The organism is Streptomyces sp. NPDC037083, assembly GCF_055606485.1.
Window position 1 is genome coordinate 71,596 of the sequence record NZ_JBVJSQ010000010.1, and the last position, 11,712, is coordinate 83,307.

The 11,712-nt window shown below is 74.2% G+C and carries 9 protein-coding genes; 2 read left to right on the top strand and 7 right to left on the bottom strand.

Annotation, left to right across the window (positions count from 1 at the left end):
- Positions 1-1,752 precede the first annotated feature (1,752 nt).
- The 4 genes from ACZ7DE_RS25655 to ACZ7DE_RS25670 all read right to left on the bottom strand — a co-directional run bounded on the left by ACZ7DE_RS25655 (position 1,753) and on the right by ACZ7DE_RS25670 (position 4,496).
- Positions 1,753-1,911 carry a DUF6760 family protein gene (locus tag ACZ7DE_RS25655; protein ID WP_020132885.1) on the bottom strand — a complete coding sequence of 53 codons (159 nt, stop codon included), beginning with the start codon at positions 1,909-1,911 and terminating at the stop codon, positions 1,753-1,755.
- Positions 1,908-2,399: a hypothetical protein gene (locus tag ACZ7DE_RS25660; protein WP_470765036.1), complete on the bottom strand. Its 492-nt coding sequence runs from the start codon at positions 2,397-2,399 to the stop codon at positions 1,908-1,910. The genes ACZ7DE_RS25655 and ACZ7DE_RS25660 overlap by 4 nt, the downstream gene beginning before the upstream one ends.
- A complete protein-coding gene (locus tag ACZ7DE_RS25665) occupies positions 2,399-2,842 on the bottom strand; it encodes a phage tail protein (protein WP_470765037.1) in 444 nt (147 codons plus the stop codon). Before ACZ7DE_RS25665 ends, ACZ7DE_RS25660 begins: the two co-directional genes overlap by 1 nt.
- Before the next feature lie 61 nt (positions 2,843-2,903).
- Positions 2,904-4,496, bottom strand: a complete 1,593-nt coding sequence (locus ACZ7DE_RS25670) for a phage tail sheath family protein (RefSeq protein WP_470765038.1) — start codon at positions 4,494-4,496, stop codon at positions 2,904-2,906.
- Between the two features lie 312 nt (positions 4,497-4,808).
- Here ACZ7DE_RS25670 and ACZ7DE_RS25675 point away from each other — a divergent pair, with 312 nt between their 5' ends.
- Together ACZ7DE_RS25675 and ACZ7DE_RS25680 are read left to right on the top strand one after the other, a co-directional pair.
- Positions 4,809-6,224 carry a hydrolase gene (locus ACZ7DE_RS25675; RefSeq protein ID WP_470765040.1) on the top strand — a complete coding sequence of 472 codons (1,416 nt, stop codon included), beginning with the start codon at positions 4,809-4,811 and terminating at the stop codon, positions 6,222-6,224.
- A gap of 111 nt (positions 6,225-6,335) precedes the next feature.
- Complete coding sequence (locus tag ACZ7DE_RS25680; protein ID WP_470765042.1) at positions 6,336-7,724, top strand: ricin-type beta-trefoil lectin domain protein; 1,389 nt, start codon at positions 6,336-6,338, stop codon at positions 7,722-7,724.
- A 21-nt stretch (positions 7,725-7,745) separates the two neighbouring features.
- On the opposite strand, the gene ACZ7DE_RS25685 is transcribed toward ACZ7DE_RS25680, so the two are convergent.
- The 3 genes from ACZ7DE_RS25685 to ACZ7DE_RS25695 all read right to left on the bottom strand — a co-directional run bounded on the left by ACZ7DE_RS25685 (position 7,746) and on the right by ACZ7DE_RS25695 (position 11,693).
- Positions 7,746-9,779 (bottom strand): ATP-binding protein, encoded by a 2,034-nt coding sequence (locus tag ACZ7DE_RS25685; protein WP_470765511.1) that lies wholly within the window; start codon positions 9,777-9,779, stop codon positions 7,746-7,748.
- A gap of 428 nt (positions 9,780-10,207) precedes the next feature.
- The gene (locus ACZ7DE_RS25690; protein ID WP_470765044.1) at positions 10,208-10,882 is read right to left on the bottom strand and encodes a Pvc16 family protein; all 675 of its coding nucleotides are present in this window, start codon (positions 10,880-10,882) and stop codon (positions 10,208-10,210) included.
- A gap of 151 nt (positions 10,883-11,033) precedes the next feature.
- Positions 11,034-11,693 (bottom strand): helix-turn-helix transcriptional regulator, encoded by a 660-nt coding sequence (locus tag ACZ7DE_RS25695; protein WP_470765046.1) that lies wholly within the window; start codon positions 11,691-11,693, stop codon positions 11,034-11,036.
- Positions 11,694-11,712 lie beyond the last annotated feature (19 nt).

The following is an 11,712-nucleotide window of genomic DNA, read 5'->3' on the forward strand; positions in this document are numbered from 1 at the left end:
GCTCGGTACCGCCCGCTGCAGCGGGACCGACTGCCGGGTGGGCGCGGAGCCGCCTCGCGCATCGGACGCGACCGCTTGGTGCGGGGGCAACGCCCGCTGGACGTCGGTCGGTTGGCGGGTGGGCGTGGGGCCGATCGCCGTCGGGGCGCCGCCCGGCCTCGGCTGGCTGCCTGGCGTCGGGTTGCCTGGCGCCGGGTTGCCTGGCGTCGGTGCGTTGCCGGGTGCTGCTGCCTCGCGCCGGGGCAGCGCTCGCCGGGGTGCGACCGCCGGACGGGCGGACGTGGGGGGCTCTCCTGCCGGGGCGATGCCGGGCCTGGTCTCCTCGTGCCGGGGCAGGGCCCGCTGGAGGTCGGCCGGTTGGTGGGTGGGCGCGGGGCCGACCGACGCCGGGGCGTCGCCGGGCGTGGGTCCGCCGACTCCCGTGCGGGTGTTGCCCGGTGCGATCGACGGGGGTGTGGGCATCGCCCGCTGAACGGGCGTGGGGTTGCCCCGCGTCAGGGGGACGGCAGGCTTGGTGTCCCCGGGGGGTGGAGCGGTCACCGCACGCTGAACCTCCGCAGCCCGGCCCCCGGCCGCCGGGGTCACGACATGCGAACCGCCCGCCTCGGCAGCGGAGTTGCCGGTCGTCACAGCTCCGGCCGAGCCCGCGGCGCTGCCTGGTCGCGGTCCCGGAGCCGGTTCCCCGACGGTCGTCGAGCCTCCGCCGCCGGTGTCCGTGCCCCCGCCCGAGGCACGCGCCGAGTCCGCGCCGGCGGACGACGACGCGGACGCCGGCCGGGCGGGCAGCGTCCGCCGTTGGACCGGCGCCGACGTCGACCTCGTCAACGGGGTCGGCCCTGCCGACGGACGCGGGGCTGCCGGGGACACCCGGATGCCCCGCGCCGGCAAGGCGGGAGCGGGAGTGCGTGACTCCGTCGGACGAGCCGCAACCACGGGCAGCGCCTGGGCGGCCGAAGTCGCCGAAGAGGCCGGAACCGGCGAGGAGGACGAGGACGGCGAAGACAGCGAGGACGGCGAGGACGCTGACGGCGAGGACGGGCTCGGCGCCGTGGTCACGCCGAACCGGTCCCGAGTCGCAGCCGCAGTCGCAGGCCCAGCGGCAGCCGAAGCCGCAGTCGCAGGCCCAGCGGCAGCCGAAGCCGCAGTCGCAGGTCCAGCGGCAGCCGTGGGCGCGGTCGTCGTCGCCGCCGGATGCGGAGTGGCAGTGGGAATGGAAGTCCGCGTCGGCGTCGGCGCTGGTGTCCGCGTCGGCGCGTGTGCCTGCGCCGGTCCAGGTGCCGGTGTCGTCCCCCGTGTCTGCGTCGACGGGACCGCGCGCTGCAGGGGGGTCGCCCGGGGCGGCACGGCCACGCGTTCGGGCTCCGCTTCAGCGGCCGGCGGGGCGGCCCGCAGGCTGCTCATCAGGCCGCCGGGCGCCGCGTCCAGCACCGCGTGGGAGCGGGTGCTGGTGAAGGAGGGGTTCTGCCAGGTGGCCAGCCGTCCGCCGAAGCCGGCGTCGGCGACGCCCGACGTGTTCGCGGCCGCCGCCCGCTGGATGGGCGGCAGCGAGGGCCAGGCGGCCCGCACGACCCGCGCCCCCGCACCGCCGTCCTCCGCCGCCCCGGACCCGGACCCGATGCCCGTGCCGGAGTGCGCGCCGCTCGTCGTCGTCGGCGCACCTGCGTCACCGACGCGCGCCGCGCTTCCCGCGCCGCGCGCGTCGCCCGCGCGCCCCCCGCGTCCGCCCCGCAGTCGCTCCAGGAACCCCATGCCTCAGCCCTCCGCCCCGCCCCTGGTCACCAGGGACGCGATCTGGTCGGCGTAACGGCGCCGGTCGTGGTGTTCCAGGTCCAGGATCTCGTCCTGTCCCCAGTGGAAGTGGTAGGCGACGTACGCGATCTCCTCGTGCAGCCGGTCGGTCGCGTACGTCACGATTCCCCCAGGCGGCTCCCGCCGAGTTCCACCTCGAAGGGCTCCGAGCAGTGGGGGCAGCGCACCGAGGCGCGGGTGTGCCCCTCGGCGTTGACCTGGCGGTAGAAGTCCTGGAGGAACGCCAGATCGGAGGCGAACATGTTCTCCACGATCCCGTCGTGGACGAGCGGCAGCGTGCCGAGGCGGGTGATGACCCGGCCGAGCAGGACCACCGACAGGTACGCCGGGTTCTCCTGGACGCGGATGTCGCGGAGCGGGACCAGTTCGTCCCGTGCCGTCGCCAGCCGCATCACGCCGTCGCGGTGGACCGTGCCCGCCTCGTCGACGTAGCCGCGCGGCAGTTCGAAGGGGAACTCCGTCTGCAGCCGGTACGCCGCGGGCGCCGGGGCGGGGGCCGCGGCCGCTGCGGGATCGGGCACGGCGGTGGCCGGGAGCTCCTCCTGCGGCTCCCCGCTCGCCGCCGCCGCCCGGACAGCCGTACGCCGCATTACTCGATGACCAGTTCTTCGAACGTGATCGTCACGGTCTCGGTCAGCGCGGAGGCCTCGCCCGCCTTGACCGTGCTGGTGTCGATCTTGCTGCACCAGGCGTTGCGCATGTTGTACCGCTTGACCGGGTTGTTCATGTAGTCCATCACCATGATCGTGGCGTTCTTGCGGGCGGTGCCCATCACGCCGTTGATCGACTCGGTGATCCACTGGTTGAACGCCGCGGACTGGGTCATGCCGCGCACGACCGTGCAGGTGCCGGCCTTCTTCACGCCGGGCAGCTTCTTGGTGACCGGCTTGCCCTGCGCGGAGACCTGCTGGTACTCGATGACGTCCTGCTCGAGGCTGAGGCCGCTGACCTCGGCGAGGTACTCGACCATCACGCCGTCGATCTGCAGGCCGAAATTGTGCGAAGTGAGGGCGTCACCCGGCTGGAGACTCATCTGGCTTTCCTTCTGGGGGAGTTGACTGCGGAGCGGTACGGGTCAGGGGCGGGCCGCGGGCCTACTCCTCCAGCTCCCCGCTTCCGCTCTGGAACTGGGCCAGCCGGAAGATCACGAACTCGGCGGGCTTGACCGGTGCGATGCCGATCTCGCAGACCACCCGGCCGAGGTCGACCGACTCCGGGGGGTTGGACTCCTCGTCGCACTTGACGTAGAAGGCCTCTTCGGGGCGGGAGCCGAACAGCGCGCCTCCGCGCCACTCGTTCACGAGGAAGGCCGAGACGTTGCGCCGGATCCGGGCCCACAGGGCGTGGTCGTTCGGCTCGAAGACCACCCACTGGGTGCCGATCAGGATCGACTCCTCCAGGTAGTTGAAGTACCGCCGGACGTTCAGGTAGCGCCAGGCCGGGTCGGAGGACAGGGTGCGGGCGCCCCAGATGCGGATGCCCCGGCCCGGGAACGCGCGGATGCAGTTCACGCCGATCGGGTTCAGCAGGTCCTGCTCACCGCGCGTGATCTGGATCTCCAGGTCCACCGCACCGCGCACGACCTCGTTCGCGGGGGCCTTGTGGACGCCGCGTTCGGAGTCGTTGCGGGCCCACACGCCGGCCACGTGACCGCTCGGCGGGATCAGCCGGGCCTGGCCGGCGGCCGGGTCGAAGGCCTTGATCCACGGGTAGTACAGGGCCGCGTACTTGGAGTCGTAGCCGGCCGTCTCCTGGCGCCAGACGCGGATCTGACGCGCGTTCAGCCCGGGCGGCGGGTCGATGATGGCGACGCGGTCTCCCATCAGCTCGCAGTGCGCGATCAGGCCCAGCTGGACGGCCTTGACGGCCTCCAGGTCGATCGCGCCGCGCTGGTAGGCGGCCATCAGGTCGGGCACCGCGACCATGGACACCTCGTCGACGGCCTCCAGGCCGCCGAAGCCGGTGCGGTCGGCGCTGTCGCCCAGGTACTGCGCGGGGCCGGCCGAGGCCGTCTCCTCGGACGGGACGGCGGGGGCGGCGGACGGCGCGGCGGGCAGGGCGACCGTCTGGTTCTCCGGCCGGGCCAGCTGCGCGGCGGGCGCGGCCTCGGCCACGGTGATGAGCTTGGAGCGCTCCTTGACCTGCGTGACGACGTAGGAGCGGTTGCCCTTCTTGGCGCTCACGTCGAAGGTCTCGACGGGCTTGTCGCCGTCCTTCACGATCAGCTTGAACCGCTCGGCGGGGCCCTCGCCCTCGGCGTCCGCGACCTCGACGCTCAGCGGGCCGCCGTTCTCGCCCGGCGCGACGGCCGTCACCGTGAACGTGCCGAGCTGCCTGGGCTCGCCGGCCGGCAGGGCGGCGGGCGCGGTGCCCGAACCGGTCACCGCGGCGGGGGACTTGGCCTCTCCGGAGACCCCGGCGGGGGAGCCGCCGACACGGACGACGTACGCCGCCGAGCCGCCGTTGTTGAAGAACCCGTAGACGGAGTGCGCGAGGTAGTAGCCGTCGGTGAAGTCACCGAACGCCGCCACGTACTGGGTCCAGTTGGTCACCAGGGTCGGCTCGTTGAGCGGGCCGGTCGGGGCGAGCCCGACGAAGGCCGCCACCGAGGTGCCCACTCCCTCGATCGGGCGGGAGCCGCTGGCCACCTCCTCGACGTATACGCCGGGCGACAGGTAGGACGGCATGCTGTGCTCTCCTCGGGGTACGCGTCAGGACGTCTTTCACCGTCACGCGCGAAGCGCGTATCCCGAAACGGCCCTCGGTGCACAGCCCGGGGCACCGCTGTTGCCCTCGCGGGCAGCCGCGTGCCGCCGTGCCGCTCCCGCCCGCTGCCGCCCGTGCGGTCCGGCGGGCGTCCTCGACGGGGCCGCGGGGCGATCCCGGGGACGAACCGGCGGCCGGCGGCCCGCTCGGGCAGGCCAAAGCGTCCCGCCGGGCACGGCAGCCTGCCCCCTCGCCTCTGACCCCGCCCGCCGCCCTCCCCGTAGCGTCGGCGCGTGAGCCTGTGGACTTCTCTCGAACCCTCCTCCGTCACCGTCGACCCCGGCAGCAGGGCGACCGTGCGGCTGCGTGTGCGCAACACCGGTGACGTGGTCGACGAGTACCGCTTCGAACCGGTGGGGAACGCGGCCCCCTGGACGACGGTGGAGCCGCAGACGCTGCGGCTCTACCCGGGGACGACGGGGACGGTGGAGCTGACGTTCGCTCCGCCGCGCACGCCGGACGCGACGGCCGGTCCGAACCCGTACGCGGTGCGCATCACGCCCACAGAGCATCCGGACGCGGTCACGGTGCCGGAGGGGAACCTGACGATCACGCCGTTCACGGAGGTGCGGGCCGAACTGGTGCCGCCGACCGTGAAGGGGCGGTTCCGGGGCCGGCCGAGGCTCGCCGTCGACAACGTCGGCAACACCCGGGTCACCGCCTCGCTGAGCGGCAGCGACACCGGGGACCGCCTGTCGTACGACCTCCAGCCGGGCAGTGTGCAGATCGAGCCGGGGCGGGCTGTGTTCGTCGACACGACGCTGCGCCCCCGCCGCATCATCTGGTTCGGCTCGAAGGAGGAGCAGCCGTACACGCTGAACGTGCAGCGGTCGGGTGCGGTGCCCCTGTCGGTGGACGGCACGTTCGTGCAGCGCGGGTTCCTGCCCCGCTGGCTGGCGACCGCCCTCAGCCTCGGCCTGGCCCTCGCCATCGCGTTCGTGATGATCTGGCTGGCCTACAAGCCGCAGGTGCGCAGCCTGGCGTCGGAGAAGGTCGCGCAGGCGGACGTCAACACCCTGGCGCCCAGCCCCTCGGCCACGCCCAGCGCCCCCGCCCTGGTGCCCACCCCGACGGCTCCCGTGGTGCCCGAGGCCCCGGTGAGCAGCAAGGCGGCCGACGGCGGTGGCGGCGGAGGGGGCGGAGGCGGCGGGAGCGAGTCGAAGAAGCCCGCGGCGCCCAAGAAGGAGACCGCGGCCGTCGCCGTGCAGAAACTGGCGGCGCGCAGCGACGGCCGGCACATCTGCTACCGCGCCTACGTGGCGGACAACGGCTGGCAGGACCCGGTCTGCGACGGCGCGATCGCCGGCACCACCGGCAAGAACCTGCCCGTCAAGGCCCTCAACATCGCCACGGCGGGGACCGGCGGTGTCAACGGCAACGGCGCCCATGTGAACGAGGGCTGGTACACCGGCGACAAGTGGTCGGCCGCGGCCGACGGCGTCGACATGTACATCGGCAGCACCAAGGAGGCGCTCTCGCCGCTCCAGGGGTTCACCATCGGCGTCAAGAAGGGCTCCGTGTGCCAGAACGCGCACATCAGGAACAAGGGCTGGCTGGGCCTGGGCTGCACCGAGGCCGGTAAGTGGATCTACGGCGGCAGCCCCATGGAGCAGAAGCTCCAGCTGGAGGCGGTCCGCTTCACCGTCTGACGAGGCCGCCGCGCAACGGTGTGAACGGGCACGGCCGCACGTCCCTTTGGGGCAGCGTTCGTGCCCGATGGCCTCCTGACCGTCCCCCGCCCCGCGTCGTAGCGTCGGCGGGTGACTCTGTGGACTTCTCTGGAACCGGCCGCGGCGACCGTGGATCCCGGCGGCGCCACGACGGTGCGGCTGCGTGTGCGCAACACCGGTGACGTGGTCGACGAGTACCGCTTCGAGCCCGTGGGCCCGGTGGCGCCGTGGACGACGGTGGAGCCGCAGACGCTGCGGCTCTACCCGGGGACGACGGGGACGGTGGAGCTGACGTTCGCTCCGCCGCGCACGCCGGACGCGACGGCCGGTCCGAACCCGTACGCGGTGCGCATCACGCCCACCGAGCATCCGGACGCGGTCACGGTGCCGGAGGGGAACCTGACGATCACGCCGTTCACGGAGGTGCGGGCCGAACTGGTGCCGCCGACCGTGAAGGGGCGGTTCCGGGGCCGGCCGAGGCTCGCCCTCGACAACCTCGGCAACACGCGCGTGACGGCGTCCGTGGCGGGCTCCGACATGGGCGACCACCTGGGGTACGAGTTCCGGCCGGGCAGTGTGCAGATCGAGCCGGGGCGGGCGGCCTTCGTCGACACGACGCTGCGTCCGCGTCAGATCATCTGGTTCGGCTCGAAGGAACAGCGGCCGTACGCGCTGAGCGTGCAGCGCTCGGGTGAGGTGCCCCTGTCGGTGGACGGCACGTTCGTGCAGCGCGGGTTCCTGCCCCGCTGGCTGGCGACCGCCCTCAGCCTCGGCCTGGCCCTCGCCATCGCGTTCGTGATGATCTGGCTGACGTACAAGCCGCAGGTGAACAGCGGCGCCAAGGAGAAGCTGGTGGAGGCCGGCAGCACCGCGCTGCCCAGCCCGGCGGTGTCCGCGCCGTCCGCGCCGAAGGCGGACGCCTCCGCCGATCCGCTGCCCGAGCAGCAGACGCCGTCCGCTCCGGCGCCCCAGGCCGACGAGGGCGGTTCCGGTTCCGGCGGCTCCTCGACGTCGGGCGGCGGGGACGGGAGCGGGGGCGGCAGCGCCTCCGGCGGTTCGGGCGGCACCAAGACGACCGCCCCGGTGCCCGGCGCCGTCATCATCGGCAAGGCCTCCGACCGGTGCGTCGACGTCACCGACGCCCAGAACGGCAAGGGCAAGGACGGCACACCGCTGCAGCTGTGGGACTGTGCCGGGTCGGCGAACCAGAAGTGGGTGTTCAGGAGCGACGGCACGGTCCGCGCGCTCGGCCTGTGCATGGACGTCGCCTGGGGCTCCCGTGACGACGGTGCGGTCATCCAGCTCGCCAACTGCTCCGGCAACCCCGCCCAGCAGTTCGTGCTGAGCCAGGAGGGCGACCTGGTCAACCCGCAGGCGAACAAGTGCGTGGACGCCAAGGACAACGGCACCGGCAACGGCACGAAGCTCCAGCTGTGGTCGTGCTCGGGGACCCCCAACCAGAAATGGCGCGCCCAGTGACGCGGCGGCCGCCGGCAGGGCTCACCAGGTGGCTTCGCCCGGCACCAGGCGGCCCGCCTTGCGGTACTCGCGGCGGGCCCCCTCCAGCAGGTCCCCGTCGCCGACCGGCTCGTCGCGCCCGGCGGCGAGATAGGCGGCGGTGACGACCGCGCTGCGGATCGAGCCGCCGGCGAGTTCGAAGTCCCTGGCCAGCGCCTCCGGATCGACGTCGGCGGCGCACGGCACGTGGGACAGTCCGTGCCGCCACAGCGCGAGCCGTTGTCCGGCGTCGGGGAAGGGGAAGTCGACCACGAGGTCGAGACGCCGGGTGAACGCCTCGTCGATGTTGGCGCGCAGGTTGGTGGTGAGCAGCGCGATGCCGTCGAAGGACTCCAGCCGCTGCAGCAGGTAGGCGCTCTCCATGTTGGCGTACTTGTCGTGCGCGTCCTTGACCTCCGACCGCTTGCCGAAGACGGCGTCGGCCTCGTCGAAGAGCAGCACGGCGTCGGTGCGGTCGGCCTCGGTGAAGATGCGCTCCAGGTTCTTCTCGGTCTCGCCGACGTACTTGTCGACGACCGAGGAGAGCTGGACGACGTACAGGTCGAGCCCGAGCTCTGCGGCGACCACCTCCGCGGACAGCGTCTTGCCGGTGCCGGACTCGCCCGCGAACAGGCCGAGCACGCCTCGGCCGCGTCCGCCGCCGGCGCTGAGCCGCCAGTCGCCGAGGACGCGGTCGCGGTGCCGGGCGCGCAGCGCGAGTTCGTGCAGTTGGGTCAACGGCCGCTCGGGCAGCACGAGATCGTCCCAGCCGACGTCGGGCCGGATCCGCCGCGCGTGCCGTTCCAGCCCGGACGCCGACTGCTGCCGGGCGGCGAGCCGCACATGGTCGGCGGTGAGCGGGCCGCCCTCGAAGGCGGCCAGAGCGGCGGCGGCCTGTGCGGCCCGGGCGACGCGTTCGCCGCCGAGCCGGTAGGGGGCGACGGTGGCGGCGAGGTCGAAACCGGGGACGGTGCCGGGGGCGTTGGCCGCGTCCGGAGCCGCCGCGTCGAGAGCGGCGGCCCAGGCCGGCGTCCCGCCCGCCCGGCGGCGCGGCGCGTCCAGCACGAGCGGATCGCGGGCGGCCCAGTGCGGGTCGTAGGGGCGCGGGTCGGTGAGCAGGACGGTGACGTCCGGCGCGTCGGTCAACGCGCCGACCAGCGGGCCCGGTAGGTCCGGCAGGCCGGACAGGACGACCGCCCGGCCGCCGAGGCGCGCCTCGCGCAGGAGGTCGGGGACGAGGTCGTCGGGCCCGGTGAAGCGCAGGGCGCCGACGCCCGCCGCGCGCAGGGCCGAGGCGATCGCGGCGAGGCCGTCGCCCTCACGGTGTTCGCGCAGGTAGGCGGTGAGCGGTCGGCCCTCCCGCAGCCGGTCGGCCAGCCGGTGGACGAAGCCTTCGTCGTCGTCGGGCAGCGGCGGGGGAAGCGGGTGCAGACAGCCGTGCAGGGCGGCGTCCGGGGTGTCGTCGCCCAGCAGGTGGGCGAGCAGCCGGTCCGGTACGCGCAACGAGCGTGACAGGAAGGGCCGTTCGGGCTCCTCGACGTGCAGCAGGCCGTAGGCCCGCAGCGGCGCGGAGGCGTGGAACCTGGCCCGGGCCGAGGCCAGGTGCGCGGGCGCCCCGCACAGGTCGAGGGCGAGCCCCACGGTGGCCCGCCGCCTGCTGACGTCGTCGTTGAGGTAGCCGTACAGCGGCTCGAAGGAACGGTCGAGATCGGGCGCGAGGGCGACGAGCAGCAGCGCGGCGTCCAGAGCGGTGAGACCGAGCCGGGCGGCGAGGCCGCCGAGGGAGTCGGGGCCGCCCGGGACGAGGGCGGGACCGGGGTCGGCCGGCCCGCCGTCGAGGAGGCGGCGCACCGCCTCCTCGGAGAGGTACAGGCCGCGGAGCGGGTCGGCCGCGGTGGGGTCGTCGGCGGCCCGGCGGTCGACCAGGGCGGCGACCCCGTCCCGCAGGGCGGCGAGCCGCCCGAGCAGCGCGGCAGCCCCGTCCCACACCCCGGCGATCGCGTGCGGGCCCCCGGCCCCGAACGGCCCCGCGGACACCGGAACCCCGAACCGGCCGTCGCCGTCGCCCGAGTTCACGGGCGGCTGCGTGTCGAAGGGGTTCGCGGGCGGCTGGGCGTCGAACGGGCTCCCGGTGTCGGACGGGTTCCCGGGCGGCCGGGCGTCGAAGGTGTCGCCGGTATCGGAGGGGCCCCGGGTGCCGGACGGGTTCGCGGGCGGCCGGGCGTCGAAGCCGTCCGCGGCGTGACCGGCAGTGCCCCGGGCGTGGTCGGCGGTGTCCCCGGCGTGACCGGCAGCGCCCCCGGCAGGGATGGCAGTGCCCCCGGCGGTGTCGGCAGGGATCGCGGTGTCCCCGGCGTGATCGGTAGTGCCCCCGGCAGGGATCGCGGTGTCCCCGGCGGGGGTGTTCTCGGGGTTCGTCGGAGGGCGGACGTCGACTGCGTCGTCCTGACCTGCGTACGCCCCGTTCACGGCTGGTCCGGGCGGTGGGCCGCGGCTTCCCGGGCGGCGCGGGCCGCGGCCACCTGGTGGGGGCGGTGGGCGCGTTCGCCGGACTCCGGGGGGTCGCCGTCCATGCCGCGCAGGCGGACCGCCGCGCCCTCCGTGACCGGCGGCCCGGCGTCGTACTCGGGGTAGGCCGGGAAGGGCGCGGTCACCACCAGGTCCAGGGACGGTTTGAGCTCGCCGCCCAGTGCGGACCAGATCTCGGCGAGGGAACGGGACTCGGTCTGGATGCCGGCCACCGTCACCGGCACGGCCAGCCCCAACGCCCTCAGCGACCCCGGAAGTTCGTCGGCGCTGAGCAGCTCGCGGGGCAACAGCGTGGCCAACGCCGCCGACAGCAGCCGGTGTTCGTCCTGCGGGGTCCGCGTCCACGCGGTCACCAGGTACGACAGGCGGAACCACCGCGGTGGTTGACGGCGCTTGACGACGACGTCCCGCTCGTCGCGCACCGCCATCTGTCCGCGCTGCCGCCGGGAGACGTCCTCGCGAATGTCGTACAAGTAGGTGTTGATCACAGGTGCGTTGCGCCGGGCGGCCCAGTCGCGGGTGGGGGCCTCGAAGGACACGTCGATGCCGGAGCCGGCGAGCGCACCGCTTTCGAGCAGGCCCTTGAGGACCTCGTCCACCTCGTGGATCACCGTCGCGCTCCTCAACTGCCTTGCTCGTGTGCCCCGCTGTGCCCGCCGCTCACCGATCGTGCCCCGGCCGGCCCCCGAGCCGCAGGCGCGCCGGGGTCGGCGGACGGGCAGGACGTGCTGCCCGCGGGTCCGCCTTCGATTGCCCGTTAGGTCAGATGTAGCCTTCCCGGAGGGCATATGCCACTGCGTGCGCCCGGTTGCGCAGATGCAGCCGCGTCGTGAGTCCGTGCATGACGTTCTTGACGGTTCGTTCGGAGTAGGACAGCTTGCTGGCGATCTCTCCGGTGTCCAGGCCCTCGGCGACCAGCCGCAGGACGTCCACCTCCCGTGGCGCGAGCCCCAGGGAGGGGGCGCCGGGCCGGCCCGCCGCACCGCGGTGCAGCGTGCCCACCTGGCTGATGAGCCTGCCGAGCAGATCGGCGGGCAGGTCGCCGTCGCCGCGCTGGGCGGCCAGCACCGCCTGCACCAGCCGGTGCGCGGTGGCCTCGCGGCGCCAGACGATGGCCCCGACCCCGCACTCGATGACGTCCAGCAGCTCCGTCTCGCGGATCGTGCCCACGACGAGCACCGCGCGCGCCCCCTCGCTGCGCACGATCCGCCGCAGCCGGGCCAGCGCCGGTTCGTCCAGGGTGTCCTCGATCAGCAGGGCGACCGTGCCTGCGGCGGTCGAGAGTTCCTCGCGGACCTCGACCTCCGGTCGCCCGCGCAACTGGCTGACGGCGCCCTCGCGGGAGATCGGGTCCGGCGCCTGGACGGCCACGGGAATCCGCCGCCGGGCGCCGGTCTCTGGTGTCCGGGGTGAGCTGAGCAACCGTTTCCCCCAAGTTCAC